Origin of the sequence: Rhizobium sp. BK619, from assembly GCF_014195245.1 — a bacterium.
Classification (GTDB): domain Bacteria; phylum Pseudomonadota; class Alphaproteobacteria; order Rhizobiales; family Rhizobiaceae; genus Rhizobium; species Rhizobium acidisoli.
On record NZ_JACIBH010000008.1, the window covers coordinates 204213 to 218825 of the forward strand.

Genomic DNA, 14613 nt, shown 5'->3' on the forward strand with positions numbered 1-14613 from the left:
TCACGGATTTCCCTCCGTGGACGTCTTCGCCGTATCACTTGCACGCCCATGCATCGTAGAGCGCGGCTTGCGCCAACCCCTCCGCAGTCTTCTGACGATTCTCGGGATGATCGGCGCCACGACATCGCCGGGTGGCGCTTGATCTAGCGTGCTGGGCCTGCTCCGGTTGGAGGTAGCTCCAGCCCATAAGCGTGATTGTCGCGGCGGCACTCTTCGTCACCTGAAACGAATACTGGGAAATCATGGGCACAAGGTCCCGGACTAGCCGTAAGATCTTCTGAATGACGCGGACGTTGGTGATTCCAAGTTTGACCGCGTTCGTCCTCACGAGGTTGCTGACCTCGTCCCGCTCGCGTTCCGGCACTGCGATATCGGCGATTTCCTGACAGGTAGGCTCGAAGCGGACATACAGATCGACAACCTTCTCAAGGTAGGATTCGAACTCATCCTTATCCTCAAGCTCTTCGTCGTTGAGAAGAAGGGCGACGCTGCAATTCCGCACATCGCGGAGATGGGAAATGTACCCGAGGACGTCCACGCTCCGCAGATCAGCGCCCTTCCGCTCAAGGTCATCGATGCAGATAAGCTGGTTACGTGCCAAAAGGTTTGCGGCCTCAATGGCCGCATCCATAGCGTTTTCCGACCAGACGCTCAGGGCCTTGAACAGGAGGTTGGATGATTTGCCTGTGCTGTAAAGGTCTTTGAGGTCTTTCGGGTCAAACTCCTTGCCGATCTTCGACGCGGGTTTGCTGGCCTGAAAAATCTCCCGCTTGATCTCTTGTATGGAGTTCAGCCCGAACAGTGAAACCCTGGCATAATTCTCGAACGCGAGGGACTTGGTGGAGTGGTGCGCCAGATGTCCCAGTACATCGTCCCATGTGTATGTCTTCCCGGTTCCCCATGCTCCACGAATACAAAGTACCTGCGGCTTCTCATCCCGAAGAAAACGCTCAATGGCATTGCGGACATTCTGAACAGACATGGGTGACTCCAGATGATGCTGGACATTGCTAACAGAAGTTGTTGCCAGAATTCGAGGGGTGCGCCATCGCTATCCCGTGAAGAAAAGTAGCGGCAAAGACGCAACAGCCCCTTTAATCAAATGAAAGGCGGATTGCTCCCATGCAATCCTGCCTCGTGGCGAACAGCGGGTGGTAAGCGGAAAGCTCCTTCGCGGGGAACCGGCTGCACGTAGGAAGCTGGGCGGAAGGGGCTAGGAGCGCGTGAGGGCAGCGCCCTAGATCTTTTTCAGCAGCCGAATCAGGTGTAGCGTCCCGCTCGACACGAATGTGAAAGACAAGGAAGTGCTGGCGACATATCGCCATACCGCTGTCGGACAGTTTTGCCTGCCCGAGAAAGCGAATTATGCACGCGCCATCCGCATTGGGTGCGAGGATCGAGACCCATCCGGAAAAAGGAGACGTCAACGCTCCACGCGCGCTCTGGCCTGCAATGCGGCTTGGCCTTGCGAGTGAGGAGAAAGCGGTGGGTGGAAGATACTCAACGGTTACCGAAGACCGGATCGAATATAGGGATGACGAAAACGACCGCACGTTCGTGTTCGAGCGTTCTTGGAAATGTCTCTCGGTAGAACTGACAGAATACACCGTGACCGGTTACGTCGAAGGCTTCGAGGCTGATTCTGAACTGACGATCACCGAGCCCGCCAGCCTAATTGCCAGTAAGGACGAACCCTACATTCTGAGGGGTAAGGCACGGCTTCAGAATTCGGATGTCGTCAGAATAACTAACAAGGTATCGAACCACGACGGCGGCGCGTATCGGGGCCATGAGTTGTTTGAAACCGACTTCGAAACGGCGGTCGTGGACATCCGGCCCAGCGATGATGGCAAGCGCGGATATGTCACTCATTACGGCCACACCCCAGCGTACAAAGACACCATCTACGTCGGCCTGATGATCCCGACCGTCCAGTATGAGCGAATGCTGAGGGATATCCGGCACTACGGGAAACCGACGCTGGTGGTCGCATTTTGGGCGGCGGTTTTCGCAGAGAGTGGCGGTGGCGGATATCTTGTACCGGCACGACCGCGCGCAAAAATCGATGCGGCCCTGCGATTCATTAGCTACGAGATGATCTGACCGCCGAGGCTGTTGTCAATGTGGGATGCTAACGGAAAGTCGTTACCCGCCTTTGACGTGACGCCCGGGCTACCTTAAATATAGAAAATCGACCCCGCTTCGCAGCGAGGCCGACTAGGCATGGTGATGTAGCTATGCTCTTCTCATGTACCACCCCCCGGAACGGCTTGACGCCCTTTCGCACGAGTGGACACAAAGGCCGCTGACTGACCTTTAGCGGGGGCAGTGTCAGCGGTCTTTTCGTTTGCAGGCAGCCAATACTTCGGCGCATCGTCCGCCTTGCAGAGGGTGCCCGATTTCGCCATGCGCCAAGCAACGCTGTTCACGTTCTGCTTTTCCGGCACGTCGCCAAATAGGACGAGGATGTAATTCTCAATCTCCTTCGGAGCGAGGGCATCGATGGCCTGCGAATGCGCATACTTCATCGCGACCGTGATTTTTTCGGGGAGAGAGAGCTGCTTCTTTGCGAGAATATCCCAGCCCGCATTGCCACCGTAGAAGCCCGCTGGCGGAGGAGGATAAACCGCGAGGTGCTTGACCTTGTCGTCGCAAGCCAAGCAGCAGGTGTCGAAACGATTATGATGCAAGGCGCGGATTTTCGTCTGTATGCGGTAGCTACTGGATAAGTAGTCGCGGCTCACATCCTTGCGGTCGTACTTCGCGCCGGTGACGCGCGCCAGGACAGATCCCGCAACATCGAGTTCCATCAGTTCCGCCTCAAGCGATGCCAGCTCCTCGCGGAGGCGCACGATCTGGTCGGCAACGACCTTCCTGCGTTTTTCCAGTGCTTGCATCTCGGACATCTTTAACGGCTCCTTCGAATTCTCAATGACATATCATCGAGAGAAGTTAAAGTATACAATAAACCGAAATGAGGTTATCCACAAGGTAGGTCCGTGGGCGTGGGCTCGTTGGTCGGCGTAGGAAAAATAAACTAGTTATGCCAGCATGCAAGAGAGTTAACGAACGGTTGATTCACGGTGATCGGGGCTACGGAGTCTAGAGTTTTCTATCCCGCATTCATACCGTATGTGGCATACCATGTGGTAAGACTAGATTGCCAAGCGTGACGTCTTGCTTCATCGTGGATGAGTGAATCCCCCGATGCCAACGCCGTAGGACACCCCGTCTAACGCTGAATGATCTGGCGCCGAATTGGGGCGACATCATACACGCCATCTATGCCGATGGTAGGCGGCTCTTGTGACCTCTAAGTGCCGCCCTGTGGTCGACCGGCAGAAGAAGTTCGGGGATACCGCTTACGCTAAAGAGGAGCTTTGCGCCGAAACCGGTTCTGCCTTCCTCTGTTCCGTTGGCGCCTTTCGTCCGCGAGCCACTCTCCAAGCTGCGCGCTGTTATTCCACTGATGCGTTGCCAATCTCACAGGGACGATAGCGTGCCAATTGCGTGCCTGAGATTCCAGATTATGCAGCGTTTACAGTGCTCAATGAGTTGGGGAACGACTCGATCATGTATCGCCTCTAAGACCCTCGACCTCCTTCAGGGTTGCAGAAAACCGGACGTGTCCCTGCGCGTCCGGTCTTGCCGCTGGCACTGCGTGGCATCTTTGCAACGCAAGGCGGGCAAGCATTATCTCCCGTATCCAAGCCGTTTTTTAGCCGTTATTAACCGGCACGGTTTAGCCCGTCATATGGTTCGTTGTGTCGTGTTTCCGGTAGCCGGATAGTCCGTCTTCCGGCCTGGCAACACGAATTGGCCATATTGGTGTGGCAGCGGAAGGCTTAACAACCGGCGCTTTCAATGGACCGATCAAAATGGTCAGGCTGTCGCATCGCAATCTTGTGATGGGGCAAGCGGAAAGTTTTGATCTGCCGGGACAACAAATGCACAGAGATCTGCGTTAAAGCGCAGTGTTATCGCAAAGAGCCGCGGCTTCTCTTTATCGCCGCATTCAGTGGTTGGGACTATGTCGAAGAAAAACGGAAATGAAGCTCTCTCGCGCCGCGCTTTCCTTGCGTCCGCGGCAACGGTTGGCGTAAGCGCGATTGCTGCGCCGGCCTTCGCGCAATCGGCGATCGATACGCTGATCAATGCGCCGCGCCGCGGCAACTGGGACGACCAGTTTGACGCCAAGGCGGCTTCGCGCACGGCAAGCGCCGTCGTTTCCAACACGCCGATTCTTGGTCCCCAATCGCTCGCCAGCGCCCAGCAGGCGGTCATGCAGTATCAGCAGATCGCGGCTGCCGGCGGCTGGCCGGAGGTCAATCCCGGTGACCAGAAGCTGCAGCTCGGCGTCAGCCATCCCGCCGTTCAGGCGCTGCGCCAGCGCCTGGCGATCACCGGCGACCTGCCGCGCGAGGCCGGCATGTCGAGCGCGTTCGACTCCTATGTCGACGGCGCCGTCAAGCGTTTCCAGGCCCGCCACGGCCTGCCGTCCGATGGTGTGCTCGGCGAATTCACGCTGAAGGCGATGAACATCCCCGCCGATGTCCGTCTGCAGCAGCTGAACACCAATATTATTCGCCTGCAGACGTTCCCCGAGGACCTCGGCCGCCGCCACGTGATGGTCAACATCCCGGCTGCCTATGTCGAGGCTGTCGAGGATGGCACTGTCGCGACGCGCCACACCGCGGTTGTCGGCCGTCTCAGCCGTCCGACACATCTCGTCAATTCGAAGATCTACGAGGTCATCCTCAACCCCTACTGGACCTCGCCACGCTCGATCGTCGAGAAGGACATCATGCCGCTGATGCGCAAGGATCCGACCTATCTCGAAAAGAATGCCATCCGCCTGATCGACGGCAAGGGCAACGAAGTCGCCCCCGAGACCATCGACTGGAACGGCGAGGCGCCGAACCTGATGTTCCGCCAGGACCCCGGCAAGACCAACGCTATGGCCTCGACGAAGATCAATTTCTACAACAAGAACGGCGAGTACATGCACGACACGCCGCAGCAGGGCCTGTTCAACAAGCTGATGCGCTTCGAATCCTCTGGCTGCGTCCGCGTCCAGAACGTGCGCGACTTGTCGAACTGGCTCTTGCGCGAGACCCCCGGCTGGAACCGCCAGCAGATGGAGCAGGTGATCGCAACCGGCGTCAACACGCCGGTCAAACTCGCCACGGAAGTTCCGGTCTATTTCGTCTACATTTCCGCCTGGGGCATGCCCGACGGCATCGTCCAGTTCCGCGACGACATCTATCAGATGGACGGCAATGCCGAGCTGGCGCTCGATACCACGGCCGGCATGGAACAGCCGGCCCAATAAACGGCGGCCTCTGCATCGCATCTTCAAACCGCGCCTTCCCGGCGCGGTTTTTTTATGCCGGGGAGGGCACTCGGTGACGTGATGGCCGGTCGTTAGCGCTGCGCTGTCGCAAAATGATAGGAGCGCGCGCTTTGCTCAGCAAATGTCGTTCTCCGTATTGCCCTTGCCACGGCGGAAGGCTAATACCTCAGCGCATTCCAGTTGAGGAGCCCGCCATGACCAATGCTTCCACCGAGTCTTTCTTCAATCGCTCGCTTGCGGACGTCGATCCCGAGATTTTCGGCGCGATCGGAAAGGAACTCGGTCGCCAACGGCACGAGATCGAACTGATCGCTTCCGAGAACATCGTCTCCCGCGCCGTGCTGGAAGCTCAGGGCTCCATCATGACCAACAAATATGCCGAGGGTTATCCCGGCAAGCGTTATTACGGCGGCTGCCAGTTCGTCGATATCGCCGAGGAACTGGCGATCGAGCGCGCCAAGAAGCTGTTCGGCGTCAATTTCGCCAACGTCCAGCCGAATTCGGGCTCGCAGATGAACCAGGCCGTGTTCCTGGCGCTGCTGCAGCCGGGCGATACCTTCATGGGTCTCGACCTGAATTCGGGCGGCCACCTCACGCACGGCTCGCCGGTCAACATGTCCGGCAAGTGGTTCAACGTCGTCTCCTACGGCGTGCGCGAAGGCGACAACCTGCTCGACATGGATGAGGTCGAGCGCAAAGCCAAGGAAACCAAGCCGAAGCTGATCATCGCCGGCGGCACCGCCTATTCCCGCATCTGGGACTGGAAGCGCTTCCGCGAGATCGCCGATTCGGTCGGCGCCTATCTGATGGTCGACATGGCCCACATCGCCGGCCTCGTCGCCGGTGGCCAGCATCCGTCGCCGTTCCCGCATTGCCATGTCGCCACGACGACGACCCACAAGTCGCTGCGCGGCCCGCGCGGCGGCGTCATCCTCACCAATGAAGAGGATCTGGCGAAGAAGTTCAATTCGGCCGTTTTCCCCGGCCTGCAGGGTGGCCCGCTGATGCACATCATCGCCGCCAAGGCCGTCGCTTTCGGCGAGGCGCTGCAGCCTGAGTTCAAGGATTACGCCGCCCAGGTCGTCAAGAACGCCAAGGCGCTGGCCGAAACGCTGATCGCTGGTGGTCTCGATGTCGTCTCCGGCGGCACCGACAACCATCTGATGCTGGTCGACCTGCGCAAGAAGAACGCCACCGGCAAGCGCGCCGAGGCAGCTCTTGGCCGCGCCTACGTCACCTGCAACAAGAACGGCATTCCCTTCGACCCGGAAAAGCCCTTCGTCACCTCCGGTGTGCGTCTCGGCGCGCCGGCCGGCACGACCCGCGGCTTCAAGGAAGCCGAATTCCGCGAAATCGGCAATCTGATCGTCGAGGTTCTCGACGGCCTGAAGGCTGCCAATTCCGATGAAGGCAACGCCGCCGTCGAAGCCGCCGTACGTGGCAAGGTGGTCAACCTCACAGACCGCTTCCCAATGTATGACTACATGGGATAAGGAGTAGCGATGCGCTGCCCCTATTGCGGTTCGGAAGATACACAGGTTAAAGATTCGCGTCCGGCGGAGGACAATACGTCCATCCGCCGGCGGCGTATCTGTCCGGATTGCGGCGGCCGCTTCACTACCTTCGAGCGCGTGCAGCTGCGCGAGCTGATGGTCATCAAGAAGACCGGCCGCAAGGTTCCCTTCGATCGCGACAAGCTGGTGCGCTCCTTCGAAGTGGCGCTGCGCAAACGCCCTGTCGAGCGTGACCGCATCGAGCGCGCCGTGTCCGGCATCGTCCGCCGGCTCGAAAGCTCCGGCGAGACAGAGATCTCCTCCGAGCAGATCGGCCTGCAGGTGCTCGAAGCGATGAAGAGCCTCGACGATGTCGGCTTCGTGCGCTACGCATCCGTCTATCGGGATTTCTCGCTTGCCGAGGATTTCGAAAAGGTCATTTCCGAAATCAACGCCAAGATCGCCCGCGACCCGCTGGACAGGTGAGCCATGAGCGTCACGCCGCATGATGAGAGTTTCATGGCGGCGGCGATCCGCCTGTCGCGCCGGCATCTCGGCCGCACCGCCACCAACCCTTCCGTCGGCTGCCTGATCGTCAGGGACGGCGTCGTCGTCGGCCAGGCTGTCACCGCCGTCGGCGGCCGCCCGCATGCCGAGCCGCAGGCGCTCGCCGAGGCAGGCGAACTTGCCCGCGGCGCCACCGCCTATGTGACGCTTGAGCCATGCTCGCATCACGGCAAGACGCCGCCCTGCTCCGAGGCGCTGATCGCCTATGGCGTTGCCCGTGTCGTCATCAGCGTCACCGATCCCGATCCACGCGTCTCCGGCCGTGGTATCGCCATGCTGCGGGAAGCCGGTATCGAGGTGGATGCCGGCGTGCTGGAGGCGGATGGACGGCGTTCGCTTGCCGGCTATCTCACCCGCCAGACGAAGAACCGGCCTTATGTGACTCTCAAACTTGCCGTTTCCGCCGACGGCATGATTGGCCGCGAGGGCGCGGGGCAGGTGGCGATAACCGGTCCGGAGGCCCGCGCCGAGGTTCAGGCGCTGCGCGCCGAAACCGACGCGATCCTTGTCGGCATCGGCACCGCAATATCAGATGATCCGCTGCTGACGGTTCGGACACCAGGCCTTGAGGCTCAGTCCCCCATCCGCATCGTGCTCGATCCCTCGCTGGCCCTGCCGCTGACGAGCAAGCTGGTTCAGACGGCGCGCGATGTCCCGGTGATCGTGGTGGCGAGTGAAGAGATTTCGCCATCAGGGTCAGAGGAAGGGTTATCCCCCTCTGCCCTGGGAGCTAACCCCCAGCCAATCTCCCCCCTTGTGGGGGAGATGTCCGGCAGGACAGAGGGGGGCGCCACACTCCCCGCCGCTGCTATGGACCTGGACTCCCGCCGCACCGCTCTCGAAGCCGCCGGTGTCGAGATCGTCTACTGCAATCCCTATCATCCGGAAATCCTGCTGCCGGCCTTGGCAACACGCGGTATTTCCTCGCTTCTGGTCGAGGGCGGCGCCAAGACCGCCCGGCTTTTTCTCGAGGCTGGCCTCGTCGACCGCATTCAGCTTTACCAGGCGCCTGTGGTCATCGGCGAGGGCGGTATTGAATCGCCGCTTGATGCAACCGACATACCACCGGGTTTTGCCCAGACGGGCACGCAGATGTTGGGCGAAGATCGCCTGGACGAATACGAAAGAGGGCTTTGATGTTTACCGGAATAGTCACCGATGTCGGCACGGTCGAATCCGTTTCCCCGCTGAAGGAAGGCATCCGGCTGCGGGTCGCCACCGCCTACGATCCCGCAACGATCGACATGGGCGCCTCGATCTCGCATTCCGGCATCTGCCTGACCGTGACGGGTCTGCCTGATGAAGGCAGCAACGGCCGCTGGTTCGAGGTCGAGGCCTGGGAAGAGGCGCTGCGGCTGACGACGATCGGCACCTGGCGGGAAGGCAGCCGCATCAATCTCGAACGGTCACTGAAAATAGGCGATGAACTCGGCGGTCACATCGTTTCCGGCCATGTCGACGGCAAGGCGGAAATCCTCTCGGTGACATCGGAGGGCGACGCCACCCGTTACCGGCTGCGCGCGCCCGAGCATCTGGCGAAATTCGTCGCCCCCAAGGGCTCGATCGCCCTCGACGGCACCTCGCTGACCGTCAATGCGGTCGACGGCACCGATTTCGACGTCCTGCTCATCCGCCACACGCTCGAGGTCACCACCTGGGGCGAACGCAAGGCCGGCGATTTCGTCAATTTCGAAGTCGACACCATGGCGCGTTACGCCGCCCGGCTGGCGGAATTCCCGAGCGCCTGAATCGAAAACCTGTAGCGGTTTCCAAGGTCACAAGTCGCTCACCAATCCGGGGAGAGCTTCGTCAGGTACTGGCCATAGGCGCTCTTGCCGAGCTTCTCCGCGAGCTTGGCGAGGTCGTCCTGCGAGATGTAACCCATGCGCCAGGCGACTTCTTCGGGGCAGGCGATCTTGAAGCCCTGGCGTTTCTCCAGCGTGCTGACGAAACCTGCGGCATCGTGCAGGCTGTCTGGTGTGCCGGTGTCGAGCCAGGCATAACCCCGGCCCATCAGCTCCACGAAAAGCTGGCCGCGCTCAAGATAGGTGCGGTTGACATCGGTGATTTCCAATTCGCCGCGCGGTGACGGCTTCAGGTTGGCGGCGATATCGACCACCTGCTGGTCGTAGAAATAGAGGCCGGTCACCGCCCAGTTCGATTTTGGCTGCTTCGGTTTCTCCTCGATCGACAGCGCATTCATCTTTTTGTCAAAGCCGACAACGCCATAGCGTTCCGGATCGGTGACGTGATAGGCGAACACCGTTGCGCCTTCCCGCCGGCTCGTGCCGGATTTCATGATTTCCGGCAGTCCGTGCCCGTAGAAGATGTTGTCGCCGAGGACGAGGGCGGAGCTGTCGCCGTGCACGAAGTCGGCGCCGATGATGAAGGCCTGGGCAAGGCCGTCCGGGCTCGGCTGTACCGCATAGGTCAGCGAAATTCCCCATTGCGATCCGTCGCCGAGAAGGCGCTTGAAGGCTTCGACGTCGTGAGGCGTGGTGATGATCAGCAACTCCCTGATGCCGGCGAGCATGAGCGTCGTCAGCGGATAATAGATCATCGGCTTGTCGTAGACCGGCATCAACTGTTTCGAGACCGCCTGGGTGATCGGATGCAGACGTGTGCCCGTGCCGCCGGCGAGAATAATGCCCTTCATGCCCATCTCCTTAAAGACCCTTGTTCAAAAGGTCTTGCATGACAATCGTCATGGACTGCTTCCACTCCGGGAGCCGGAGTCCATATGTTCTGGCGAGCTTGTCGCCGTTGAGCCGTGAATTGGCGGGACGCTTTGCCGGTGTCGGATAGTCCGCAGTCGGGATGCGTTCGACGCCGACGTTTCTACCGCCGGATTTGGAAAGCTCAGCGAAGATCGCTTCGGCGAAATCGGCCCAGCTTGCTTCGCCACTGCCGGTCAGGTGAAAGGTACCGCGGAGCGATGGCGCAGGGTCCGCGACGACACGGGCTGCGATCGCAAGAATCGCGTCGGCGATATCGAGTGCCGAGGTCGGGCATCCCGTCTGATCGGCGACAACGCGAAGATGATCGCGGGTCTCGGAAAGCCGCAGCATCGTTTTCAGGAAATTGGTGCCAAAGGGCGAATAGACCCAGGCGGTTCGCAGGATGACATGGTTCGGGTTCGCCGCCGCGACGGCCTCCTCGCCCGCGAGCTTCGAACGCCCGTAGACGGAGATCGGCGCAGTCGCGTCCTCTTCGGAATAGGCGGAGGCCTTGTCGCCGCTGAAGACGTAGTCGGTCGAAATGTGGATGACCGGGGCCCCGATTAGCGCGGCAGCCTCGGCAACTGCCCCGGCGCCTGCGGCGTTGACGGAAAAAGCAAGCTCGGCTTCGCTCTCGGCCTTGTCGACTGCCGTATAGGCGGCGGCCGAGACGATCACATCCGGCCGCAGAGCCGAGAGGGCGGCCGCAATGCTTTCGGGATTCGCGAGGTCCATTTCCGGGCGCCCGACCGCGCTGATGTCGACGCCCGTTTCGGCGCCACGTCGGAGCAGCGACTGGACGACCTGGCCCTGTTTGCCGGTGACGGCAATGCGCATCCCTATCGTCCCTTGAAAACGCCGAGGCGTTCGCCGGAGTAGATGTTCTCGCGCAGCGGCCTCCACCACCATTCGTTTTCCAAGTACCAGTGCACGGTCTTCTCGATGCCGGTTTCGAAGGTCTCCTGCGCCTTCCAGCCGAGTTCGCTTTCGAGTTTCGAGGCATCGATTGCATAACGTGCGTCGTGTCCGGGGCGATCCGTGACGTTGGTGATCAGACGCGCATGCGGTGCCTTGTCACTGTGGACGCCGTCGAGAATAGCGCAGATGCGATGAACGACATCGATGTTCCTGCGCTCATTGCGGCCGCCTACATTGTATTTTTCGCCGGGACGCCCTCTGGATGCGATCGTGAAGAGCGCGCGGGCGTGGTCTTCGACATAGAGCCAGTCGCGGACATTCACGCCATTGCCGTAAACCGGAAGAGGCTTGCCCTCCAATGCGTTCAGGATCATCAGCGGAATGAGCTTTTCCGGGAAATGAAACGGTCCGTAGTTGTTGGAGCAGTTGGAGACGACGACGGGCAGGCCGTAGGTGCGGTGCCAGGCGATCGCCAGGTGGTCGCTCGCGGCCTTGGAGGCGGAGTAGGGCGAGGACGGATCGTAAGGCGTCGTCTCCTCGAAGAGGCCCTCATCGCCGAGCGAGCCGTAGACCTCGTCCGTCGAGACATGCAGAAAACGGAAGGCGCTCTTGCGCGGAGCGTCAAGCCCATCCCAGTAAAGTCGTGCGGCATCCAGCAGGCTGAATGTGCCGACGATGTTGGTCTGAATGAAATCGGCCGCCCCCGAAATCGAGCGGTCTACATGGCTCTCGGCCGCGAGATGGATGACGATGTCGGGGCGGAAGGACGCGAATGCTTCCTGCATTCCGGTGCGGTCGCAGATGTCGGCGCGCAGGAATTGATAGTTCGGCGCCGATTCGACGGATTTCAGCGATGCCAGATTTCCGGCGTAGGTCAGCGTGTCGACATTCAGCACCTCGGCGCCGATCTCGCTGACGAGATGGCGCACCAATGCCGATCCGATGAAGCCCGCTCCGCCCGTGACCAGTATGCGCATCGTCGATCAATCCTGGGGTTGCTGTGTTGAAAAAGAAAAATGACCTGGCAAATCGGCAAGCCGCGGCAGCGTCTTGTCCTTGTCGGAGGATACCATGTCTCTCTCATCAAAGGGCCAGCGAATGCCGATCATCGGATCGTTCCACGCAATCCCCCGATCATGCTGCGGGCTGTAGGGCGCGGTAACCTTGTAACTGATGACGCTGTTCGGCTCGATCGTTACGAATCCATGTGCGAAACCCGCCGGTATCCAGAGCTGCTTGCCGGTTTCCGGCGAGAGCTCCTGAGAGAGCCATTTGCCGAAGCTCGGCGATCCCACGCGGATATCGACGACGACATCCATGATCCGGCCGGCAAGGCAGCGCACCAACTTGCCCTGTGCGAAGGGCGGGATCTGGAAATGCAGCCCTCGGACGGTTCCGGCCTGCGCCGAAAGCGATTCGTTGTCCTGGACGAACGTGACGTCGGCCACGTTTTCCCGGAACCAGGCATCCTTGAACACCTCGGAGAAGTAGCCGCGGTGATCGCCGAAGCGTGGCGGCGTGATTGCAACGATGCCCTCGATGGCCGCGGTCTCAATGCGCATGACGTACCTTTTCTGCGGCCTTCATCAGGCGCTCGCCTTCATGACGCTCATCAGCATGTCCGCCTGCGAGCGGCTCTGCATGGCCGCAAGGCCTGTCGCTGCAATGGCATCGCGCTCGTCGGCATCTGCGATCAGCTTGTAGCAGCGCCCGATCATGTCGTCATAGGGCTCGATTGCCAAGCCGCCGATGAAGGACTGGAGGTCCGGATCGCGGATGTTGCCTTCCGTCAGCACGCAGACGCGATTGGCCAGCAGATAGGAAATACGCACGATCTCGAAGACGCCGCTCGCATAATGATGGATATTGATCACGATCTTGGAGCGGGCAATCGCCGCATCGCGTTCCGCGCCATAGATGTTGAAGAGGTGTGCGACCTTGAGCCCACCGTCTTTCAGCGTCTTCAGGATATGGTGGCGGCGTTCGTTCATCGAGCCGTAGAAGAGCACGTCGATATCCTTGACGGCGGCGTGGCTTATCTGGCTGAGGCAGCGGCTATAGCCGATTTCGAGTACGCCGGCATGATCGATGCCCTTGGCGGCGAGATTTTCCCGGTTGCGCGGGCTGTAGTCGAGAACCGGAAGCGACTTCAGGACCGAGGTGTAGCGCGAATTGATCCAGCTGCTTTCTTCGGACACCTGCTCGAGATTGATGACGACGCTGTCCTTCGGCAGATGACTGACGATTTCGGCGGCGAGAAGATTGCCGCCATAGATGATCGGCGCCCGGCCGGCGAATGCGTTCATGTCGCGAACGATCGGCGCCGAGCCGCCGAGTTCCTCGAAGGCGCCCTGCAGGCCGAGCGCGACTTCGTCGAAGGCGTGGCTGTGATTGTAGTTTTCGGGCGTCACGATCCAGATACAATGACGGTCCTTGTGTGCCTGCCATCCGCCGGCAAAGGGCTGCAATGAATTGCTGAGCGGCTGCTCGATTTTTGGCGCGGCCGGTACAGTAGGCCTTTCCGTCCGGACCGGCTGCTGCGGTACCGGAGAAGCGCCTGACGTCTGCTGGGCATAGGCGCGCATCAATTCGCGGCCGCCGATAAATTGGCCGCGCGGCATCCAGCCGGGCGGATCATCAGCCCCCCAGATCAGATGCGGCTGCTTGACGAGGGGTTGGCGGCCTTGCTGCCACGTGGTCAGGAGCGCCTCGTCACGGCTCTGCAGAAACGCTTCCTTGGCGGCGAGGAGGCCATGCAGCATCCGGCCGAGACGGACACCGAACTTCCATTCGAAATCGGCAACGGTCGGGACGAAGGCGGCGATCTTCAGTCCGGAGGCGATAGCCTGCTGGACATAAAGTCCGAGCAGGCGCTCGATCACAAAGGGGCGCATCTTTGCGTTGGCATCGCGTGAATAATGAGCCGTACCGACATAGGCAGCACCCGCCGCCGTGCCGACGCGCGCCTGGTTTTCCAGCGATTCGAGAATGCGTTCGCAAAAGGCGAAATAGCCGGACCAGAATTTCCGGTTGCCGCAGAAATAGTTGCAGAACATGAAGGCAATCTTGTCCTGCGGCGGCGCGATCGGATAGCCGAGCTCCTGGATATGAAGAAAGATCGGCTCCATGCCGGGGTGGCCGCCCAGCAGCGAATGTTCCCAGACGTTGCTGTAGATCGCCGCATGGCCGATCAGCGGATTGTAAAGATAGGCGTCCGCTCCTTCAGCCCTGGCCTTTTCCGCCTCGGTCACAAAGGACGGAAAGCTCGTCACCGACTTCATCTCGAATTTGCTGGAGAGCAGCCCCCAAAACACGTCATCGCCGAGGCCGATCGCCTCGTGATGCTGATGCAGGGTGAGGAAGAGTTCATATTCGCGGGTCGTCGCCTGCGTATTGAACGAGATGTCGAGCGGCATGGCAGCCGCATCGAGCTGGCTGCGCTGCGAAGCATCGAGATAAGGCTGATAGATAATGACCGATCCCGTGCCTGCAGCCTTCTCCGCGAGAAGTGCCAGATCAGGAAGGCCCGCCGGCAAAGAAGGAATGGGCTGATTGATCGTCAAGG

General features: G+C 60.3%; 13 protein-coding genes and 1 pseudogene. 7 read left to right on the forward strand and 7 right to left on the reverse strand.

Annotated elements, in window-relative coordinates; genetic code table 11:
• Positions 1-34 precede the first annotated feature (34 nt).
• Positions 35-982, reverse strand: coding sequence for a P-loop NTPase fold protein (locus tag FHX14_RS17000; RefSeq protein ID WP_184377869.1), 948 nt, complete (start codon positions 980-982; stop codon positions 35-37).
• Positions 983-1365: 383 nt separating this feature from the next.
• Here FHX14_RS17000 and FHX14_RS17005 point away from each other — a divergent pair, with 383 nt between their 5' ends.
• Entirely contained in the window at positions 1366-2103 is a 738-nt protein-coding gene (locus FHX14_RS17005; RefSeq protein ID WP_184377870.1) for a hypothetical protein, read from the forward strand.
• A gap of 143 nt (positions 2104-2246) precedes the next feature.
• Here the strand turns inward: FHX14_RS17005 and FHX14_RS17010 are convergent, their stop codons facing one another.
• On the reverse strand, positions 2247-2906 hold the full coding sequence (locus tag FHX14_RS17010) for a hypothetical protein (RefSeq protein ID WP_184377871.1): 660 nt from the start codon (positions 2904-2906) through the stop codon (positions 2247-2249).
• A gap of 421 nt (positions 2907-3327) precedes the next feature.
• Here FHX14_RS17010 and FHX14_RS17015 point away from each other — a divergent pair, with 421 nt between their 5' ends.
• The 6 genes from FHX14_RS17015 (at position 3328) to FHX14_RS17040 (ending at position 9161) form a co-directional block, all read left to right on the forward strand.
• Positions 3328-3498 (forward strand): zincin-like metallopeptidase domain-containing protein, encoded by a 171-nt coding sequence (locus tag FHX14_RS17015; RefSeq protein WP_348649256.1) that lies wholly within the window; start codon positions 3328-3330, stop codon positions 3496-3498.
• Positions 3499-4030: 532 nt separating this feature from the next.
• The gene (locus FHX14_RS17020; RefSeq protein WP_003587437.1) at positions 4031-5332 is read left to right on the forward strand and encodes a L,D-transpeptidase family protein; all 1302 of its coding nucleotides are present in this window, start codon (positions 4031-4033) and stop codon (positions 5330-5332) included.
• 215 nt (positions 5333-5547) lie between these two features.
• Positions 5548-6846 (forward strand): serine hydroxymethyltransferase, encoded by a 1299-nt coding sequence (gene glyA, locus FHX14_RS17025; RefSeq protein WP_003587436.1) that lies wholly within the window; start codon positions 5548-5550, stop codon positions 6844-6846.
• A 9-nt stretch (positions 6847-6855) separates the two neighbouring features.
• The gene (nrdR, locus tag FHX14_RS17030; RefSeq protein WP_003547190.1) at positions 6856-7332 is read left to right on the forward strand and encodes a transcriptional regulator NrdR; all 477 of its coding nucleotides are present in this window, start codon (positions 6856-6858) and stop codon (positions 7330-7332) included.
• 3 nt (positions 7333-7335) lie between these two features.
• Complete coding sequence (ribD, locus tag FHX14_RS17035; protein ID WP_184377872.1) at positions 7336-8550, forward strand: bifunctional diaminohydroxyphosphoribosylaminopyrimidine deaminase/5-amino-6-(5-phosphoribosylamino)uracil reductase RibD; 1215 nt, start codon at positions 7336-7338, stop codon at positions 8548-8550.
• Positions 8550-9161, forward strand: coding sequence for a riboflavin synthase (locus FHX14_RS17040; protein WP_003587434.1), 612 nt, complete (start codon positions 8550-8552; stop codon positions 9159-9161). Before ribD ends, FHX14_RS17040 begins: the two co-directional genes overlap by 1 nt.
• Before the next feature lie 38 nt (positions 9162-9199).
• On the opposite strand, the gene rfbA is transcribed toward FHX14_RS17040, so the two are convergent.
• The 5 genes and pseudogenes from rfbA to FHX14_RS17065 form a co-directional block, all read right to left on the reverse strand.
• The gene (gene rfbA, locus FHX14_RS17045) at positions 9200-10069 is read right to left on the reverse strand and encodes a glucose-1-phosphate thymidylyltransferase RfbA (RefSeq protein WP_003587433.1); all 870 of its coding nucleotides are present in this window, start codon (positions 10067-10069) and stop codon (positions 9200-9202) included.
• A 10-nt stretch (positions 10070-10079) separates the two neighbouring features.
• On the reverse strand, positions 10080-10967 hold the full coding sequence (rfbD, locus tag FHX14_RS17050; protein WP_003587432.1) for a dTDP-4-dehydrorhamnose reductase: 888 nt from the start codon (positions 10965-10967) through the stop codon (positions 10080-10082).
• A gap of 2 nt (positions 10968-10969) precedes the next feature.
• Positions 10970-12025: a dTDP-glucose 4,6-dehydratase gene (rfbB, locus tag FHX14_RS17055; protein WP_184377873.1), complete on the reverse strand. Its 1056-nt coding sequence runs from the start codon at positions 12023-12025 to the stop codon at positions 10970-10972.
• A gap of 6 nt (positions 12026-12031) precedes the next feature.
• On the reverse strand, positions 12032-12610 hold the full coding sequence (gene rfbC, locus FHX14_RS17060; protein WP_012557276.1) for a dTDP-4-dehydrorhamnose 3,5-epimerase: 579 nt from the start codon (positions 12608-12610) through the stop codon (positions 12032-12034).
• Positions 12600-14611 (reverse strand): annotated as a pseudogene (locus FHX14_RS17065) (glycosyltransferase family 1 protein). The gene rfbC and the pseudogene FHX14_RS17065 overlap by 11 nt, the downstream one beginning before the upstream one ends.
• Between the last annotated feature and the right edge of the window lie 2 nt (positions 14612-14613).

Bases quoted from the DNA above. Each gene is read 5' to 3' on its own strand.
- rfbB (WP_184377873.1), bottom strand. From the start codon at position 12,025: ATGCGCATACTGGTCACGGGCGGAGCGGGCTTCATCGGATCGGCATTG.
- rfbA (WP_003587433.1), bottom strand. From the start codon at position 10,069: ATGAAGGGCATTATTCTCGCCGGCGGCACGGGCACACGTCTGCATCCG.
- FHX14_RS17000 (WP_184377869.1), bottom strand. From the start codon at position 982: ATGTCTGTTCAGAATGTCCGCAATGCCATTGAGCGTTTTCTTCGGGAT.
- rfbC (WP_012557276.1), bottom strand. From the start codon at position 12,610: ATGCGCATTGAGACCGCGGCCATCGAGGGCATCGTTGCAATCACGCCG.
- ribD (WP_184377872.1), top strand. From the start codon at position 7,336: ATGAGCGTCACGCCGCATGATGAGAGTTTCATGGCGGCGGCGATCCGC.
- FHX14_RS17010 (WP_184377871.1), bottom strand. From the start codon at position 2,906: ATGTCCGAGATGCAAGCACTGGAAAAACGCAGGAAGGTCGTTGCCGAC.
- rfbD (WP_003587432.1), bottom strand. From the start codon at position 10,967: ATGCGCATTGCCGTCACCGGCAAACAGGGCCAGGTCGTCCAGTCGCTG.
- FHX14_RS17040 (WP_003587434.1), top strand. From the start codon at position 8,550: ATGTTTACCGGAATAGTCACCGATGTCGGCACGGTCGAATCCGTTTCC.
- FHX14_RS17020 (WP_003587437.1), top strand. From the start codon at position 4,031: ATGTCGAAGAAAAACGGAAATGAAGCTCTCTCGCGCCGCGCTTTCCTT.
- FHX14_RS17005 (WP_184377870.1), top strand. From the start codon at position 1,366: ATGCACGCGCCATCCGCATTGGGTGCGAGGATCGAGACCCATCCGGAA.
- nrdR (WP_003547190.1), top strand. From the start codon at position 6,856: ATGCGCTGCCCCTATTGCGGTTCGGAAGATACACAGGTTAAAGATTCG.
- glyA (WP_003587436.1), top strand. From the start codon at position 5,548: ATGACCAATGCTTCCACCGAGTCTTTCTTCAATCGCTCGCTTGCGGAC.